This is a genomic window from Enterobacter sp. LM3 (assembly GCF_046622475.1).
Taxonomy (GTDB): Bacteria; Pseudomonadota; Gammaproteobacteria; order Enterobacterales; family Enterobacteriaceae; genus Enterobacter; species Enterobacter cloacae_P.
Genome location: NZ_JBJURN010000005.1, coordinates 229,963 through 249,319 on the forward strand (window position 1 = coordinate 229,963; position 19,357 = coordinate 249,319).

Here is a 19,357-nt window from a genome sequence, read left to right on the forward strand (position 1 = left end):
GTCATGGACACTTTTTTACCTTTCTTGCGCGTTTTAACACTCCCGACGTTCCTTGCTGGGATTAGGTCGTGAAAAAGGCTACACTTCGGGGCTGTTAACTATTCTCATCACGATAAAAGAGGCGAAGTCCAACGTGGCTCAATTCGTTTATACCATGCATCGTGTCGGCAAAGTGGTACCGCCGAAACGTCATATTCTTAAAAATATCTCGCTGAGCTTCTTCCCGGGCGCGAAAATCGGTGTTCTGGGTCTCAACGGTGCCGGTAAGTCTACCCTGCTGCGCATCATGGCCGGCATCGATACAGACATCGAAGGTGAAGCCCGTCCTCAGCCAGGCATCAAGATTGGCTACCTGCCGCAGGAACCTCAGCTGAACCCGGAACACACCGTGCGTGAATCCGTCGAAGAAGCGGTTGCTGAAGTGGTTAACGCGCTGAAAGGTCTGGATGAAGTGTATGCCAAATACGCGGAGCCGGATGCGGATTTCGACAAACTGGCCGCACAGCAAGGTAAGTTTGAAGAGATTATCCAGGCGCATGACGGTCACAACCTGAACGTGCAGTTGGAACGCGCCGCTGATGCCCTGCGTCTGCCAGACTGGGATGCGAAAATCGCCAACCTGTCCGGTGGTGAACGCCGCCGCGTGGCGCTGTGCCGTCTGCTGCTGGAAAAACCAGACATGCTGCTGCTCGACGAACCAACCAACCACCTGGATGCAGAATCCGTGGCCTGGCTGGAACGCTTCCTGCATGATTTCGAAGGTACCGTAGTGGCGATTACCCACGACCGTTACTTCCTCGATAACGTAGCAGGCTGGATCCTGGAGCTTGACCGTGGTGAAGGTATTCCGTGGGAAGGTAACTACTCCTCCTGGCTGGAGCAGAAAGATCAACGTCTGGCGCAGGAAGCTTCGGCTGAAGCGGCACGTCGTAAGTCTATCGAGAAAGAGCTGGAGTGGGTTCGTCAGGGCACGAAGGGCCGTCAGTCTAAGGGTAAAGCCCGTCTGGCACGCTTCGAAGAGCTGAACAATACCGAATACCAGAAACGTAACGAAACCAACGAACTGTTTATTCCACCTGGAGCACGTCTGGGGGATAAAGTGGTTGAAGTCAGCAACCTGCGTAAGTCCTACGGCGACCGCCTGCTGATTGACGACCTGAGCTTCTCCGTGCCAAAAGGCGCGATTGTCGGCATCATCGGCCCGAACGGTGCGGGTAAGTCCACCCTGTTCCGCATGATGTCTGGCCAGGAACAGCCTGACAGCGGCTCAATCACCCTGGGTGATACCGTGAAGCTGGCCTCCGTTGACCAGTTCCGTGACGCAATGGATAACAGCAAAACCGTGTGGGAAGAAGTCTCCGGCGGTCTGGATATCATGCGTATTGGCAACACCGAAATGCCAAGCCGCGCCTACGTTGGCCGCTTTAACTTCAAAGGTACCGACCAGGGCAAACGCGTAGGCGAGCTGTCCGGTGGTGAGCGTGGTCGTCTGCATCTGGCGAAACTGCTGCAGGTTGGCGGTAACGTACTGCTGCTCGATGAACCTACCAACGACCTGGACATCGAAACCCTGCGCGCACTGGAAAACGCCCTGCTGGAGTTCCCGGGCTGTGCAATGGTTATCTCGCACGACCGTTGGTTCCTTGACCGTATCGCCACCCACATCCTGGACTACCAGGATGAAGGTAAAGTGGAGTTCTTCGAAGGTAACTTCACCGAATACGAAGAGTACAAGAAACGCACGCTGGGTGCAGATGCGCTGGAGCCGAAGCGTATTAAGTACAAGCGTATTGCAAAATAAACGCATAACGGCAACTTCGGTTGCCGTTTTTTATGTTTGTTCCCTCTCCCTGTGGGCTGAGGGAGAGGGTCAGGGTGAGGGCATCAGGCCGCACAGTTTCACTACCCCACGTAAAACCGTTTCACCTCATCAAACTGCATCGCAAAGTCAATATAGCTCATCAGTGCAGGTGAGTTCAGCTTACGACTCGGGTAGACCAGCCACAGGTCATTCCCCTCGACATTCCACTCCGGCAGCACCTGAACCAGCGCCCCCTTCTCGATTTTATCTTCCAGCAGAAAGGCGGGTAACAGCGTGATCCCGGCTCCGGCAATAGCACACTCGCGGGCGTACACCAGGTTATCTGTCATGTGGATGTTGTCCGGCAGATAGCGGTAATCCTCACTCTCGCTTTGCAACAACCATTCAGACCAGGCCTTGTGGGTAATACAGCGATGTTCCACCAACTGGCGGGGATGCGTCAGCGGCTCCCGGCGGGACAGATAGTCCGCAGAGGCCAGCATATAGCGCGGGCAGTGCCCAATCATTCGGCCAATCAGAGAAGAGTCCTGCGGTTTGCCGGTGCGCAGGGCAACATCAAAGCCAGACTCCACCAGATCCAGCACGTCGTCGGAAATTGAAACATCCAGTGAGACATCCGGATAGTGCAGCTGGAACTCCGCGTTCATGTGCGCCAGCAACGTTGCGCCGATCCCTGCCGGACAGGTGATCCGCAGCCGCCCACTGGGGTTTTCGCGCAGCCGCTGTATGGCGTACTCTGCTCGCTCGCTGGCTGCCAGCATCTCGCGGCAATGCACCAGATAGTGCTCACCCGCAAAAGTCAGGTTGAGCCTGCGCGTGGTGCGGTTAAGCAGCCGGATCCCCACCTGCTGCTCAAGCTGACTGATCCGCAGGCTGACGCTGGATTTCGGTAGCCCGGCCCTCTGTGCTGCAGCAGTGAAGCTACCCATCTCGGCGACCAGTGCGAACAATGCCATATCCTGGAGCTGTTTAAACATGATTGTTCATCCCGTGCGAACACTTCATTCCTGATTGTTCATATTATCACGCAGATGAACGGGACTGTGGGGTGGGTTCGGGGGAAAGTGATGGTCGGGTAATGACGTGTATGCGCCCTCTCCCCTTTGGGAAGAGGGCCGGCGTCAGGGCTTACTTCTGCTCCCCCATCATCTCCTTCACCAGCTCGACGCAGCGCAGGAAACGGGTGTCGTAATCTGGCTCTTCTACGTGCACAAACTCCACGTTGTTTTCGTGAAGCATCCCCACCAGCATGGTCTGGAACTCTTTTCGGTCCACCGAGCTGCCGAGGCTGCGCATACCATCCGCCACCCACGGGGTGTTATTCTCCAGCAGGATCACCAGGTCAAAGCGGTATTCATCAATCAGCACCTGCACAAACGGGTGTTCTCGCCCTTCGTACTTTTTACAAAATGCCTGGGTAGTGACGAAATCGGTATCAATGAATGCCACTTTATTGGCATATTTCACCGCAAAATCAATGTATTGAGCATGGCCGAGCGCGATTTTATCGTAATCGGAATACTGCAACGCCATCTCATCACCGCCCAGATGGGAGAAAACATAATCACGCCCGTATTCCCATGCGCTGGTGGTGTTGAAGATGTTCGCCAGCTTGTTGACCAGCGTTGATTTACCGCTCGACTCACCACCGAGGATCGCCACCGTACGCACAAAGAACGGCTTCACTTCTGTCGGGATGTAATCCCAGTAGCGGAACGGGTTTTCGCGGATCTGTGCCCCGCTGATGTTCATAAAGGTCCGCTTAGGGTCGATCAGCACAGTTTCAGTACCCAGATGTTTGCGGAACTGCGGCGCATCGGACTCTTCAGAGGTGTAGATCCAGTTCGGGGCAATGCCCTTCTCTTCCATAAACGCTTTAACGCCGTTGCTCCACACATCCCAGCCGTGCGGATACGGCTCCATGCCCTCTTCGTTAAAAGCATGAATACGAATGTTTTTCTGATACTTAAACGTCTGGAGCAGCCAGCGCAGGCGATCGGGCACCGTCGGCTGCTGCGACATGGCGCTGTCTTCAAACAGCTGACGGTCACGGGTTTCGTCGTAACCCATAATGATGTGCAGCTCGTCGACCTGGCTACAGGCGCGCTGGATCAGGTAGATGTGTCCGGTATGCAGCGGATAGAACTTGCCGAACACCACGCCAATGTTCTTTTGTATACGCGGGAATTCAAGCCCCAGAAAGCGGTGCAACGCTTCCAGCTTTTGCGCGCTGGGGCTTTTGATTTTAGCGTTCAGCAGTTGGCTCAGGTAGCCTTTGGTCATGCCGCTGGCATCCGCCACCTGCTGCAACGTGCAGCCATTCTGGCGGATTGCGGTCTTGAGATAGTCAAATGATGACATAAATTACGGTGCCTCCTGCAACATCGAATACATATACCCTAAATAATTCGAGTTGCAGGAAGGCGGCAAGTAAGCGCATCCCGGGAGCTTACTAAAGTAAGTGACCGGGGTAAGCGAACGCAGCCAACGCACATGCAACTTGAAGTATGACGGGTATAATTATAAGTCGTCAAAGACACTTAATGCATCTGCGAGTTTTTTTACGCCATAAACCTGCATCCCTTCCGGGATTTTTTTCGGCACATTGGCCGCAGGGACAATCGCACGACGGAAACCGTGTTTTGCCGCTTCGGAAATACGCTCCTGGCCGCTTGGCACCGGGCGGATCTCGCCGGCCAGACCCACTTCGCCAAAGACCACCAGATCCTGCGGTAATGGCCTGTCGCGCAGGCTGGAGACCATCGCCAACAGCAACGCCAGGTCAGCACTGGTTTCAGAGACTTTAACCCCGCCGACCACGTTGACGAAAACGTCCTGATCCGCCATCTGCAGGCCGCCATGACGGTGCAGCACAGCCAGCAGGATCGCCAGGCGGTTCTGTTCCAGACCGACCGCCACGCGCCGTGGGTTACCCATCATCGAGACATCCACCAGCGCCTGAATTTCGACCAGCAGCGGACGCGTTCCTTCCCACAGCACCATTACCGAGCTGCCAGAGGTTACTTCATCGCCACGGCTCAGGAAGATGGCCGACGGGTTGCTGACCTCGCGCAACCCCTGCTCGGTCATGGCAAATACGCCTAATTCGTTTACCGCGCCGAAACGGTTTTTGTGGCTGCGCAGGGTGCGGAAGCGGGAATCCGCATCGCCATCGAGCATCACGGAGCAGTCGATACAGTGTTCGAGCACTTTTGGCCCCGCCAGCGAGCCATCTTTGGTCACGTGGCCAACCATCACAATCGCCACGCCGCGCGTTTTGGCAAAGCGCGTCAGGTAGGCGGCCGTTTCACGCACCTGCGCCACACTGCCCGGTGAGGACTGAATGTCCGCCATGTGCATCACCTGGATGGAGTCAATGACCATCAGCTTCGGCTGCTCTTCTTCCGCAATCATACAGATCTGCTCGATGCTGGTTTCCGAGAGCATATTCAGGTTGCTGGTCGGCAGGCCAAGACGGTGCGCACGCATCGCCACCTGCTGCAAGGACTCTTCACCCGTGACGTACAGGGTTTTCATCTGTTCAGCGAGCTTGCAGAGTGTTTGCAACAGTAAGGTTGATTTACCCGCACCCGGGTTACCGCCAATAAGAATGGCACTGCCCGGCACCACACCACCGCCGAGCACGCGGTCAAACTCTTTAAACCCGGTGGAAAAACGTGGCAACTCTTCAAGGCTGATGTCCGAAAGTTTTTGTACTTTCGCGACACCTGCGTTGCCCGCATAGCCACTCAGACGTTCGTTACGGGCCACGCCCGGCGAAGCCGCCACACCACGCACTTCGGTGATGGTATTCCAGGCATGGCAGGCGCTGCATTGCCCCTGCCAGCGCGGATAATCTGCACCACATTCGTTACAGACAAATGCGCGTTTTGGAGCTTTCGCCACGGTTTACCTCGTTATTTCTGATTAATGCTGCCGGAGAGAATGCAGAACACTCCCATCAGGTCAGCATGACGGATAGTGATTTCCGTCTTTTCATTTACTTTTGGTTTGGCATGATAGGCGATACCAAGACCGGCAGCCTTGATCATCGGCAGATCGTTGGCCCCGTCACCAATCGCCACGGTCTGCGTGACTGGAATTTCATATTTCTCCGCCAGACGGGTCAGCGTATTGGCTTTGTATTGCGCATCCACGATATCACCAATCACGTGGCCGGTCAGTTTACCGTCGATAATCTCCAGCTCGTTTGCCACCACGGTGGTCAGACGCAGCTTGTCGCGCAGGTAATCAGCGAAGAAAGTGAACCCGCCGGAAGCAATAGCCACTTTCCAGCCAAGTGTTTCCAGCTTCAGCACCAGCTGTGTCAGCCCTGGCATCAGCGGCAGCTCATCACGCACCTGACGCAAAATGTTGGCATCAGCCCCTTTCAGGGTCGCGACGCGCTGTTTCAGGCTGGCAGTGAAATCCAGTTCGCCACGCATGGCACGTTCCGTGACTTCAGCCACCAGCTCGCCGCTGCCCGCCAGCTTCGCGAGCTCGTCAATGCACTCGATCTGAATAGCCGTCGAGTCCATGTCCATCACCAGCAGCCCCGGCGTTTTCAGGTGCGGAATTTTACCGAGCGGCGCAACATCCAGCCCGGCGTCATGCGCCAGACGCGTCGCGCGCTGCGTCAGAGAACCCGCCAGGCGGATAACCTGGAAATCTTCCACACACCAGGCGGCGACAATCACCATCGCAGCACCCAGCGTGGTTTGATATTGGGTAAGGCGTTGCTTATCCAGGCCGCGTCCGTACAGCAGCCAGCCGCTACGACCGGCGTGGTAATCCAGAGGCATCACCTCATCGCCACTTAAAGAGAGTGGCAATCCTGGCCATAAAGAGACATCCGTTGGCAGGTCACACCAGGTAATGTTCGGCATTGAAGCTCCTGTAATTTCGTTCGCAGCGGTTGGTTCCACGGGGAAAATAACGCATGAGGCTACCCTGTAACCATCACTTCTGGCAACATTAAGCCGTAAATTTTCAGCAGGTGGAATATGGCTCGCGCAAAACTGAAATTTCGGCTTCACCGTGCCGTGATTGTCCTTTCCTGTCTCGCACTATTAGTGGTGCTGATGCAAGGGGCATCGTGGTTTAGCCAGAATCATCAACGGCAACGCAACCCGCAGTTTGAAGAGCTGGCCCGCACGCTGGCACGTCAGGTGACGTTTAACATCGCCCCGTCCATGCGTACCGAAACACCGGACGATAAGCGAATAAGCCAGATCTTACGCCTGTTAACGGAGAACAGCCGCATTCTGGATGCCGGTGTGTATGACGAGCAGGGTGACCTGATAGCCCGTGCTGGCGAGCACGTTGACGTGCGCGACAGGCTGGCGCTGGACGGCAAAAAAGCCGGGGGCTATTTCAACCAGCAGATCGTTGAACCTATTCAGGGGAAAAATGGCCCGCTGGGGTATCTGCGCCTGACCCTCGACACCCACACCTTGCCTACCGAAGCCAAACAGGTGGATAACACCACCAACATTCTTCGCCTGATGCTGCTGCTTTCACTGGCCATCGGCGTGGTGCTGGCGCGCACCCTGCTGCGAGGTAAACGCAGCCGTTGGCAGCAATCACCGTTCCTGCTGACCGCAAGCTCATCGATTCCCGAAGAGGAAGAGAGCGAGAAGAAAGATTAGTGATAAAGTAGGCTGGCGATTCAGAAAAGGAACTTTGCCATGACGACGTTACGCCTGCTTATCTCTGACTCTTACGATCCCTGGTTTAACCTCGCGGTGGAAGAGTGCATCTTCCGCCAGATGCCCGCCACTCAACGCGTACTGTTCCTGTGGCGCAACGCCGATACGGTGGTCATTGGGCGTGCACAAAATCCGTGGAAAGAGTGCAACACGCGACGCATGGAAGCAGACAATGTCCGGCTTGCGCGCCGCAGTAGCGGCGGCGGTGCGGTGTTTCACGATCTCGGCAATACCTGCTTTACCTTTATGGCCGGCAAGCCGGAATACGATAAAACCGTCTCGACCGCAATTGTGCTTAGCGCGCTGAGTACTCTTGGTGCCACGGCGGAGGCCTCCGGGCGTAACGATCTGGTCGTGAAAACCACCGGGGGAGATCGAAAGGTTTCCGGTTCAGCCTATCGGGAAACGATAGATCGAGGGTTCCACCACGGTACCCTGCTGCTGAATGCCGATTTGAGCCGTCTGGCAAACTACCTCAATCCGGATAAAAAAAAGCTGCAGGCGAAAGGTATAACCTCCGTACGTGGCCGCGTGGCGAACCTGGTCGAACTCTTGCCGGGGGTTACGCACGCCCAAATCTGCGAAGCGATCCGCGAAGCATTCTTTGATCATTACGGCGAGCGCGTGGAAGCGGAAGTGATTTCCCCCGACAAGACCCCGGATCTCCCCAACTTCGCGGAAACCTTTGCTCGCCAGAGCAGCTGGGAGTGGAACTTCGGTCAGGCCCCCGCCTTCTCCCATCAGTTGGATGAGCGCTTTAGCTGGGGCGGCGTCGAACTGCACTTCGACGTTGAAAAAGGATATATCACCCGCACGCAGGTCTTTACCGACAGCCTGAATCCGGCACCATTAGAAGCGCTGGCAGTACGTTTGCAAGGCTGTTTGTACAGAGCGGACAGGCTGCAGCAGGCATGTGAGGCATTGCTGACCGACTTCCCTGAGCAGGAAAAGGCGTTGCGGGAACTGTCGGTATGGATGGCTGGGGCAGTGCGTTGAACCACGCGGAAACCAACAGCGAAAAAACACCAGTGAGTAAATAGCGGGTTATAAACCCGCTATGAGAACATCGATTAAATAAATTATATTCATCTAAATAAATTAAGCCCTTCATTGCAATGTTATTAATTATAATTAATACATTTACAATTTAAATCCCCTACACATATTCACCAAACCAATTAAATAACCCATCACCCCGTCCAAAAGCGCCCTCACCCCTTCAGTAACTGTATAAAACAATTCATTTAATGAATTGTTTTATACCTGGCAACACCTGGCAACATTCGAGGGCATAGATAATGGAGAGTATAATAACCGACCACCGAATAATATTTTATTTCATATACAGGATATGACTACGAGAATTCATACCTCGTACTAATCAGGCTCGATTATGCAAAAGAAAAAGCTAATTGCCGCTGCTATCGCTATTGCGCTGCAAACCTATTATTACCCGGTCATGGCTGCCGATAATGATAATAATGATGACAAGAAAAAATGTCCGACCAATATTTCTTTATTATCTGAAACAGCACGCGAAAAGCTTCCGGCGACCTGCCTCGTCGGACAGGAAGCCAATCATGACTGGGCGTGGATCGCTGGCAGCGCAGCAGCGTTGATTACCGGCATCGCCATTGGTAACCACGACAGCGGCGGCTCTGACCATCACTCATCCCCCCCTGCACCGCCGGACGATGACGGCGGTGACGTCATACCGCCGGACGATGGCGGCGGCGACGTCATACCACCGGACGACGACGGCGGCGACGTAACGCCTCCCGACGATGGCGGCGGCGACGTAACACCACCTGACGATGACGGTGGCGACGACACGCCAACCGATAACACCGTGAAAACGTTCAGCAATGGCGTCACCATCGACAAAGGTAAGGATACGCTGGCGTTCGACGATATCAAACTGGATAACGGTGAACATCCCGGCCCAGCTACCTTCAGCTACTCAAAACAAAACGACCAGTGGCAGATGACCACCCAGGACGGTAAAACGCTCTACATCACCGGCTGGCATGTAGACGGCAACAATGCCGCCATCATTGAAGGCACGCAGGCAAACGGCGACTACTGGAAGTATGACAGCCGCGGCTACCTGATCCTCGCCGATGCTCAAACTGCGGTAATTACGGGTGATAACGCAACCCATGCCTTCGATCGCGGACAGGACGTCAGCGGCCAGGGCAAAACCGGCGTCATTATCTCCGGCGACAAAACGACCAACACCCTGAACGGAAACTCTCACATCACCGATGGCGCGACCGGCATTGTGATCACCGGCGATGACACCACCAATGTTATTTCGGGGCAGTCCACCGTGGATAACGCCATCGGCGCGCTGATTTCAGGCGACGGCTCAAGCCTTAATATCTCCGGCGGTATCGACGTTACCGGCGGCGGCACCGGGCTGATTGTTGACGGCGACGACGTCGATATCAATAACGCCGGGACATCGAGTACCAGTGGCAAAGGTTCCACCGGCGTCATCGTCAATGGCGATAACGCGAATATTGTCAACTCCGGTGACATGACCATCACCGATGGCGCGACCGGCGGTGCCATTACCGGCGACAATGTCACCATCAATAACAAAGGGGACTCAACGACCGGCGGCTCAGGCTCAACGGCGATGACCCTCGACGGCAACAACGCGACCCTCATCAATGAAGGGAGCCAGACCGTCTCCGATGGCGGCACCAGTATCGCCATCAACGGCGATAATGCGCGCGTGACCACCGATGGCGCACAGACGATCAGCGGCGGCGGTACCGGCACCAAAATTACCGGCAACGACGCCATTGCCAATAATACCGGCCAGACGACCGTCAGAGACGCCGGCTCCACCGCGATGTTCATTGACGGCGATAATGCGCTGGTGCTCAACGAAGGGGATCAGACGATTTCAGGCGGCGGCACCGGCACCAAAATTACCGGCGACGGTGCTACGCTGTCCAGCACCGGCGATATCAGCGTTGACGGGTCAGGCTCCGCCGTCGTCATCCTTGACGGCAACGACGCCAGGATGACGCAAACGGGCGATCTGGTTGTCACCAATGGCGCGTGGGGGTTGCTCTCCCACGGTGAGAACAACACGCTCTCCAACACCGGTCATACCACGGTGCATGACGAAGACTCCATTGCGTTTATTGTGGCGGGTAAGAACAGCACCTTCACCAATAAAGGTGATGTCGATGTCAGCCTGAACGGCACCGGCGCGCTGGTCAGCGGCGATGGTTCGAAGGTGACACAAAAAGGCAACATCAACGTCACGGCCGTGCAGGACAGCAGCGGCCTGTACCGCGGCGCAACGGGTGTCGACATAGCAGGAAATAGCACCACCACCAACATTCAGGGCAACGTCACGCTGACGGGCAACCTTGCCGAAAAGAAGCTAACGGACGAAAGTCTCACCGGCCTCCGCATTGAGGGCAACAACAATAACGTATCGTTAAGCGGCTCACTGACGATTGAGATGAATGATCACACCATGGGGTCTACAGAATCGCTGGACTCTGTCGGTCTCGATATTCAGGGCGATGGCAATACGGTCAATCTGACCGGCGGTATTGATTTAACCCTGACGACAACGGCAACGCCAGCCGCCTCGATCTACGGTGTGAAGATTGACGGTAACAGTAGCGTCACGCTGAGCGGTCATTCGCAAATCGATACTTTGAGTATCATCGGAGGGCCGCTCACCCTGGCCGCCGTCAAAAACGGCGGCGATATGGTGTTCTCGGACAGTTCCGTGGTGGATATCACGTATGAGCTGCTGCCACAAACCGCAGTCATCAGCTCAAGCGTCCTGCTGACGGCCGACGATCAGGGATCAACAATCGATAACCAGGGGGCGATCAACTCTCAGGGCATCATGTTGATGATGCAGGCGCAGAATGGCGCAGCGATCAAAAACAGCGGTGAGATAACCGCTAAAACTGACGCAGTGAATTACGGGCGCGGCGTGGGTATGATCGCCAAAAACAATGGGTCAACGGCAACCAACGCAACGGGCGGTAGCGTGACGCTGGTCAGCGGCGCGACACCCTTTTGGGGAGGTGATATCGGCGGCTACCCAATGACGGGCTATGACAATACCGCCTACGGCATGATGGCGTTTGATGACGGCGCAATCAACAACCAGGCCGGGGGCGAGATCTCGGTGTCTGGCGCAGGTCTGTACGGCATGGGTGTGACCGACGGGACGGCAAGCAATGCGGGCGACATCTATGTTGATGGCTTTAAGCAGATACTGGATGCCGACGGTAATATCACCGGTGAACAATACTGGAAAGCCTCTTCGGCTCAACTGCCCAGCACGGGCATGGTCGCCGGTTCGGAAAACAATGACGGCAGCAAAGCCACCGCCACGAACACCGGCACCATCATCGTGCATAACGCGGGCTACGGCATGAGCGCCATGTACGGCGGTACGGCGATTAACCAGGGAACCATCACCCTGACCGCCGACGGCAATACCGGGGAGGCGAATCAACTGGTCGGCATGGCGGCGCTCTCGGGCGGCGAAGTCATCAATGACACCACCGGCATCATCAATATTGACGCCGCCTACGGCCAGCCATTCCTGTCCACCGGGGGCGGCATCGTCCTTAACTACGGCACCATCTGTATTCAGGGAGTCTGCCAGGACAGCGCAGCCTATAACCCAACAGACCCTTATGTAAGCATACTCTATTCCGGTGGGGTGATCGCCGCCACAGGTGAAACGGTCACGCTTACCGGTGGTGGGCTGATTCAGGGCGACGTCACCAATGACGGGACGGTGAGCGGCAGCGGTCAGTTAACCCTCAGCGACAGCAGCAGTACGCTGACCAACGATGCCACCGGCGTTATCAACACCAGCGTTACCGTCAATGAAGGCACCATGACCAACAACGCGTCCGGCATCATTAACGGCAAAATCACCCTCAACGATGGCATCGTGAACAACGAAGGGACGGTGAATAGCGTCGCCCTTAATGGTGGAACATTCAATAATGACGGCACGATAACCCAACATATCATCACGAACGGCGGCACGTTAAACACGCGTTCAGGTAGTCAGGTACTGCGTGGCGCGCAACTGAATGGCAAGACGGTGGTCAATAACAGCGGCATCTGGACTCTCGGCTATATGGGAGAAGGGAACTACAAAGGCACGCTCGACATCAATGGTAGCGCGGTCTTCAACAACAGCGGCAAGTTGGTTATTAATAACGCGCAAAACAACGTTAACATCTCTTACAATGGCGTGCTCTATAACACCAGCGCTGGAGATATCGAGATCACCAATGCCATAGCGGGTGCCGGTATCACGGTTCAGAAAGGCGTAGGCACGTTCATCAACGCCGGCGTGGTGAACGCTACGGCGCAGTCCATGATGGCAAGCGCCGGGAATGCCGACAGCGGTCACGCTTTCTTCTGGAACCAGGATGGCGGTATCGTTAACTACGACGTCGATAACGGTAAAGCCGTCAACTTCACCCACAATAACTACGTGGCGCAGAACGACGGCACCATGAACATCAGCGGCAACAATGCCATCGCGATGAACGGCAGCAAAAACGCCCAACTGGTGAACAACGGCACCATCAACCTGGGTACCACAGGTACCACCGATACCGGCATGGTCGCTATGGCGCTGGACGCGAACGCCACGGCAGATGCGGTGATTGAAAACAACGGCACCATCAATATCCATGCCAGCAACTCTTACGCCTTCAGCGTGGCGGGCGCGGGACATGTCGTCAACAACGGTACGGTGGTAATTGACCCGACAGTGGCCGGTTCCGGTCTTATCAAACAGGGCGATACCGTTAACGTGGAAGGCACAAACGGCAATAACGGCAACAGCAGCGAGGTGCATTACACCGACTATACCTTGCCGGGGACGCCATCCACGGTATCCGGCTCGTCGTCTTCCACCCCCGCTTCCTCCTCCGATATGAACGACCTGTCGGGCTACGTGGTCGGCACTAACACCGACGGCAGCGCAGGTAAGCTCCAGGTCAGCAACGCCAGCATGAATGGTGTTGGCATTAACACCGGCTTTACCGCTGGCACCGCTGACACCACCGTCACGTTTGATAACGTGGTCGAAGGCAGTAATCTGACCGATGCCAGCGCCATCCAGTCCACCTCCGTGGTCTGGAATGCGCAGGGCAGCACCGATACCGACGGCAACGTTGACGTGACCATGACCAAAAACGCCTACACCGCTGTCGCCACTGACACCAGCGTGAACAGCGTGGCAAAAGCGCTGGATGCGGGCTACACCAACAACGAGCTGTACACCAGCCTCAACGTGGGTACCACCGCCGAGCTGAACAACGCCCTGAAGCAGGTAAGCGGCAGCCAGGCCACCACCGCCTTCCGCGAGGCGCGCATACTCAGCAACCGCTTTAACATGCTGGCCGATGCTGCGCCGCAGGTGAAAGAGGGTCTGTCGTTTAACGCGGTGGCAAAAGGCGATCCGCGTGCCGAGCTGGGTAACGACACCCAGTACGACATGCTGGCGCTGCGCCAGACGCTGGACTTAACGGAAAACCAGAACCTGACGCTGGAGTACGGCATCGCCCGCATCGACGGTAACGGTTCGCAGAGTGCAGGCGACAACGGTCTGACCGGCGGCTACAGCCAGTTCTTCGGCCTGAAGCACAGCATGGCGTTTGACAGCGGTCTCGCCTGGAACAACGCCCTACGCTACGATGTACACAGCCTCGACAGCAGCCGCGCCGTCTCCTACGGCGACGTCAGTAAAGTCGCAGATTCCAGCGCCCGTCAGCAGTACATGGAGTTCCGCAGCGAAGGGGCAAAAACCTTCTCCCTGCTGGATGATGCGCTGAAAGTGACGCCGTATGCCGGAGTGAAGTTCCGTCATACGCTGGAAGACGGTTATCAGGAGCACAGCGCCGGGGACTTTAACCTGAGTATGAATGCGAGCAGCGAAACGGCGGTGGATTCCGTGTTTGGCCTGAAGCTGGACTACGCCGGTAAAAACGGCTGGGGTGCCAGCGCCACGCTGGAAGGCGGCCCGAACCTGAGCTACGCCAAAAGCCAGCGTACCGCCTCGCTTCAGGGCGCGGCAGGCCAGCAGTTCAGCGTCGATGATGGTCAGAAAGGCGGTGGCATCAACGGTCTGGCGACGGTCGGCGTGAAATACAGCGCCAAAGATACCCGCCTGAGCGTCGATGCTTACCAGTGGAAGGAAGACAACATCAGCGATAAAGGCTTTATGCTGAACCTGAAGAAAACCTTCTGATTACCCGGCGGATAAAACGCAAAACCGGGGAGACGTAAACGCCTCCCCGGTTATATGCAGGCCCGGTAAGCTAGCACCTCCGGGCACAAACTTTCTTACGCTTTATCGCCCAGCAGAACGGATTCCAGCGCGATTTTAATCATGTCGTTGAAGGTAGTCTGGCGCTCAGCAGCCGTAGTCTGCTCGTGCGTACGGATGTGGTCAGACACTGTGCAGATGGTCAGGGCTTTCGCACCAAACTCTGCCGCCACACCGTAGATGCCCGCCGCTTCCATTTCCACGCCCAGGATGCCGTACTTTTCCATTACGTCGAACATTTCACCGTCCGGGGAATAGAACAAGTCAGCCGAGAACAGGTTGCCCACGCGCGCATCAACGCCCAGCGCTTTTGCCGCATCTACCGCGTTACGCACCATATCGAAGTCAGCAATCGCGGAAAAATCGTGATCCTTGAAGCGAATACGGTTCACTTTGGAATCGGTGCAGGCACCCATACCGATAACCACGTCACGCAGTTTAACGTCCATACGAACAGCGCCGCAGGAACCCACGCGAATGATTTTCTTGACGCCGAAATCAGTGATCAGCTCTTTGGTGTAGATGGAGCAGGACGGGATACCCATACCGTGGCCCATTACCGAGATTTTGCGGCCTTTGTAGGTACCGGTGAAGCCCAGCATGCCGCGAACGTTGTTCACTTCACGCACGTCTTCGAGGAAAGTTTCTGCAATGTGCTTCGCGCGCAGCGGGTCACCCGGCATCAAGACGACGTCAGCGAAATCACCCATTTCTGCGTTAATGTGAGGAGTTGCCATCTTCAGTTCCTTATTCGTTATGTGTTCTCCCTCTCCCTGTGGGAGAGGGTTGGGGTGAGGGCATCAGGCCACACCCGTATTTCCCGTGGGAGAGGACCTGGGTGAGAGCATCAGGCCTCACCCAATGTGACTCAGAACATGGCCTTGCCATAATCCATGTCGGACGTACCAAAGTGTTTTGCAATCGTCTGACCGATATCCGCGAAGGTTTCACGGTGGCCGAGCGAACCAGGTTTCACTTTCGGGCCGTACACCAGCACCGGAATGTGCTCACGCGTGTGGTCGGTTCCGGTCCAGGTTGGGTCGCAGCCGTGGTCAGCAGTCAGGATCAGAATGTCATCTTCCCCGACCAGCTCCATCAGCTCTGGCAGACGGCGGTCGAACAGCTCCAGACCGGCAGCATAGCCAGCCACGTCACGGCGGTGACCCCAGGAAGAGTCGAAGTCAACGAAGTTGGTGAAGACAATGGTCTTATCGCCCGCGTCTTTCATCTCTTTGATGGTGGCATCAAACAGCGCATCCAGGCCGGTGGCTTTCACTTTTTTAGTGATACCGCAGTTGGCATAGATGTCCGCAATTTTACCCACGGAAACCACGTGACCGTCTTTCTCTTCGACCAGTTTTTGCAGCACGGTTGGCGCTGGAGGCTCAACGGCCAGGTCGTGGCGGTTACCGGTACGCTGGAAGTTACCTGCTTTGTCACCGATAAATGGACGCGCAATAACACGGCCAATGTTGTAGCCGCCTTCGGTCAGCTCTTCACGGGCGATTTCACACAGCTCGTAAAGTTTATCCAGGCCATAAGTCTCTTCGTGGCAGGCGATCTGGAACACGGAGTCAGCAGAGGTGTAGAAAATCGGCTTGCCGGTTTTCATGTGCTCTTCACCGAGTTCATCCAGGATCACGGTACCGGAAGAGTGGCAGTTACCGAGGTAACCCGGCAGGTTGGCGCGCTTAACCAGTTTGTCGAGCAACGCCTGCGGGAAGCTGTTCTGGTGATCGGAGAAGTAGCCCCAGTCAAACAGAACCGGCACACCGGCAATTTCCCAGTGACCAGACGGGGTATCTTTACCGGAAGAGAGCTCATGCGCCCAGGCGTACGCGCCCACCACTTCCGCGTTAGCATCCATACCGGCTGCAATCTTACCGGTAGAACCTTCGTGCGCTTTCACCAGACCCATACGCGTCAGGTTTGGCAGAGTCAGAGGGCCTTTACGACCGTTGTCCGCTTCGCCTTTGGCACAGGCTTCAGCGATGTGACCCATCGTATCGGCACCCACGTCACCAAAACGTTCTGCATCTTCTGTCGCGCCGATGCCGAAGGAGTCCAGCACCATAATAAATGCACGTTTCATAATTGTTCTCCGTACGTAGTGCTCAAAAGTAAGTGATCAGATCAGTATACTGCTATTCGGTAATACGACGATAGACCGTTGGTGTGCTTTCTGGTGCTTTATTGTCGAGCTGGATGGCGGCTTTCACGGCTTTTGCCGCTTCTTGCCAGCTGTTTTCATCTTTCGCGTGGATCACCGCCAGTGGGCGTTGTCCGTCGACGCTGTCACCCAGGCGGGCCATATCGGTAAAACCGACGCTGTAATCAATGGTGTCCGACGCCTGACGACGACCACCGCCCATTGAGACCACCGCCATGCCGAGCGCACGGGTGTCCATCGCAGAAACAAACCCAGCGGTATCAGCATAAACGGCTTTGCTGAGCGTCGCGGTTGGCAGGTATTTTGCGTAGTTTTCCACGAAATCAGCCGGGCCTTTCTGCGCGGCAACCATACGGCCAAAGATCTCTGCCGCTTTACCGTTGTCCAGTACCGCCTGCAGTTTCACGCGCGCGTCTGCGTCGTCTTTGGCGAGTTTGCCGGAGATAAGCATCTCCACGCACAGTGCCATTGTCACGTCGAACAGGCGCGGGTTACGGTATTCACCGGTCAGGAATTGCACGGCTTCACGCACTTCAACGGCGTTACCGGCGCTGGAAGCCAGCACCTGGTTCATATCGGTCAGCAGTGCAGTGGTACGCACGCCCGCACCGTTGGAAACACCAACGATAGCCTCGGCCAGTGCAGCAGAAAGTTCATACGTTGGCATAAACGCGCCGCTGCCCACTTTCACGTCCATCACCAGCGCATCCAGACCTTCCGCCAGCTTTTTCGCCAGAATCGAGGCGGTGATCAGCGGGATGGAGTCAACGGTTGCGGTGATATCGCGGGTAGCGTAGAAACGCTTGTCTGCCGGAGCAAGAGAGCTGGTCTGGCCGATAATCGCCACACCCACATCTTTAATAATATCGCGGAAGCGGTTGTCATCCGGGAAGATATCGAAGCCCGGAATGGCTTCCAGTTTATCGAGCGTACCGCCAGTGTGTCCCAGGCCACGCCCGGAGATCATCGGAATGTAACCCCCGCAGGCCGCGACCATTGGGCCAAGCATCAGCGAGGTTACGTCACCCACACCACCGGTGGAATGTTTATCTACAATCGGACCATTGAGGTCGAGGCTTTTCCAGTCCAGAACGGTTCCTGAATCTCGCATCGCCATGGTCAGCGATACACGCTCAGGCATCGACATATCGTGGAAGAAAATGGTCATCGCCAGAGCAGCAATTTGCCCTTCAGAGATGGTGTTATCACGAATACCATTGATAAAGAAGCGGATTTCTTCATCGCTTAATGCATGACCATCACGTTTTTTACGAATAATTTCTTGTGCGAGAAACACGGTAACCTCCCGAAGTAGGCCGGGCTCGCTACGCGCCACCCGGCATTTCAAATCTTAGTAGCTGCTTGCGCTCTTACCGTCGCCGTGACCCAGCGCCTTCAGCAGGCTTGCCAGCAGGCTGGATGCGCCAAAGCGGTAGTGACGGGAGTCCGCCCAGTCCGCACCGAACAGCTCATCAGCAATCGCCAGGAACTGTTGCGCGTCTTCAGCGGTACGCACGCCACCAGCTGGTTTGAAACCAACGGTTTTGGACACGCCCATATCACGGATCACTTCCATCATGATGCGTGCGCTTTCCGGGGTAGCGTTAACCGGCACTTTACCGGTAGACGTTTTGATGAAATCCGCACCGGCTTTGATGGAGATTTCAGACGCTTTACGAATCAGCGCCTCTTCTTTCAGTTCACCGGTTTCGATGATGACTTTAAGCAGCACGTTTGCCGCAGCACACGCGTCTTTACAGGCTTTCACCAGGTCGAAACCAATCTTCTCGTTGCCCGCGATCAGTGCGCGATACGGGAACACCACGTCAACTTCATCAGCACCGTAGGCAATGGCCGCGCGGGTTTCTGCCAGCGCAATGTCGATATCGTCGTTGCCGTGCGGGAAGTTAGTCACGGTAGCAATACGCACGTCCGGCGTGCCCTGCTCTTTCAGAGTCTTACGTGCAATCGGGATAAAACGCGGGTAAATACAGATGGCTGCGGTATTACCGACGGGCGTTTTCGCCTGATGGCACAGGGCGATGACTTTCTCATTGGTGTCGTCATCGTTCAGGGTGGTCAGGTCCATCAGTTTCAACGCGCGCAGGCTGCTTGCAGTTAAATCGGTCATAACATTCTCCAACGGCATTGCCGTATAAATTTACCTTGCGGGTCTGTGAGTATTCTAACATTCACCCGCACTTACACTTCGACATTCATCACAGTTAATGAAAACTGCGTACAAATTTGCATTACTGTAATGAGATCAACTTCAAACTTTAGTTCGCTAATTGCTGACTAAAGCAGCG

Annotated in this window: 12 protein-coding genes; 4 read left to right on the forward strand and 8 right to left on the reverse strand. The window is 55.7% G+C overall.

What is annotated here, in order from left to right:
• Positions 1–133 precede the first annotated feature (133 nt).
• The gene (ettA, locus tag ACJ9N4_RS08760) at positions 134–1,801 is read left to right on the forward strand and encodes an energy-dependent translational throttle protein EttA (protein WP_182273667.1); all 1,668 of its coding nucleotides are present in this window, start codon (positions 134–136) and stop codon (positions 1,799–1,801) included.
• Between the two features lie 101 nt (positions 1,802–1,902).
• Here ettA and ACJ9N4_RS08765 read toward each other — a convergent pair whose 3' ends face one another.
• The 4 genes from ACJ9N4_RS08765 to serB all read right to left on the reverse strand — a co-directional run bounded on the left by ACJ9N4_RS08765 (position 1,903) and on the right by serB (position 6,708).
• On the reverse strand, positions 1,903–2,799 hold the full coding sequence (locus tag ACJ9N4_RS08765; RefSeq protein ID WP_182273666.1) for a LysR family transcriptional regulator: 897 nt from the start codon (positions 2,797–2,799) through the stop codon (positions 1,903–1,905).
• A 151-nt stretch (positions 2,800–2,950) separates the two neighbouring features.
• Positions 2,951–4,183, reverse strand: a complete 1,233-nt coding sequence (gene nadR, locus ACJ9N4_RS08770; RefSeq protein ID WP_182919376.1) for a multifunctional transcriptional regulator/nicotinamide-nucleotide adenylyltransferase/ribosylnicotinamide kinase NadR — start codon at positions 4,181–4,183, stop codon at positions 2,951–2,953.
• Between the two features lie 159 nt (positions 4,184–4,342).
• Complete coding sequence (radA, locus tag ACJ9N4_RS08775) at positions 4,343–5,728, reverse strand: DNA repair protein RadA (protein WP_182273664.1); 1,386 nt, start codon at positions 5,726–5,728, stop codon at positions 4,343–4,345.
• Between the two features lie 11 nt (positions 5,729–5,739).
• Positions 5,740–6,708: a phosphoserine phosphatase gene (serB, locus tag ACJ9N4_RS08780; RefSeq protein ID WP_182273663.1), complete on the reverse strand. Its 969-nt coding sequence runs from the start codon at positions 6,706–6,708 to the stop codon at positions 5,740–5,742.
• A gap of 117 nt (positions 6,709–6,825) precedes the next feature.
• On the opposite strand from serB, the gene ACJ9N4_RS08785 reads away from it, so the two are divergent.
• From ACJ9N4_RS08785 to ACJ9N4_RS08795, 3 genes are all read left to right on the forward strand, one after another.
• The gene (locus ACJ9N4_RS08785) at positions 6,826–7,470 is read left to right on the forward strand and encodes a YtjB family periplasmic protein (RefSeq protein WP_182273662.1); all 645 of its coding nucleotides are present in this window, start codon (positions 6,826–6,828) and stop codon (positions 7,468–7,470) included.
• Positions 7,471–7,509: 39 nt separating this feature from the next.
• Positions 7,510–8,526 (forward strand): lipoate--protein ligase LplA, encoded by a 1,017-nt coding sequence (lplA, locus tag ACJ9N4_RS08790; protein WP_395121852.1) that lies wholly within the window; start codon positions 7,510–7,512, stop codon positions 8,524–8,526.
• Positions 8,527–8,923: 397 nt separating this feature from the next.
• Entirely contained in the window at positions 8,924–14,800 is a 5,877-nt protein-coding gene (locus tag ACJ9N4_RS08795; protein ID WP_411500402.1) for an autotransporter adhesin BigA, read from the forward strand.
• Positions 14,801–14,895: 95 nt separating this feature from the next.
• On the opposite strand, the gene deoD is transcribed toward ACJ9N4_RS08795, so the two are convergent.
• From deoD to deoC, 4 genes are all read right to left on the reverse strand, one after another.
• Complete coding sequence (deoD, locus tag ACJ9N4_RS08800; RefSeq protein WP_182273659.1) at positions 14,896–15,615, reverse strand: purine-nucleoside phosphorylase; 720 nt, start codon at positions 15,613–15,615, stop codon at positions 14,896–14,898.
• A gap of 131 nt (positions 15,616–15,746) precedes the next feature.
• Positions 15,747–16,970, reverse strand: coding sequence for a phosphopentomutase (gene deoB, locus ACJ9N4_RS08805; RefSeq protein ID WP_182273658.1), 1,224 nt, complete (start codon positions 16,968–16,970; stop codon positions 15,747–15,749).
• Between the two features lie 52 nt (positions 16,971–17,022).
• Positions 17,023–18,345, reverse strand: coding sequence for a thymidine phosphorylase (deoA, locus tag ACJ9N4_RS08810; RefSeq protein WP_411500403.1), 1,323 nt, complete (start codon positions 18,343–18,345; stop codon positions 17,023–17,025).
• A gap of 54 nt (positions 18,346–18,399) precedes the next feature.
• The gene (gene deoC / locus ACJ9N4_RS08815) at positions 18,400–19,179 is read right to left on the reverse strand and encodes a deoxyribose-phosphate aldolase (protein WP_196390787.1); all 780 of its coding nucleotides are present in this window, start codon (positions 19,177–19,179) and stop codon (positions 18,400–18,402) included.
• Between the last annotated feature and the right edge of the window lie 178 nt (positions 19,180–19,357).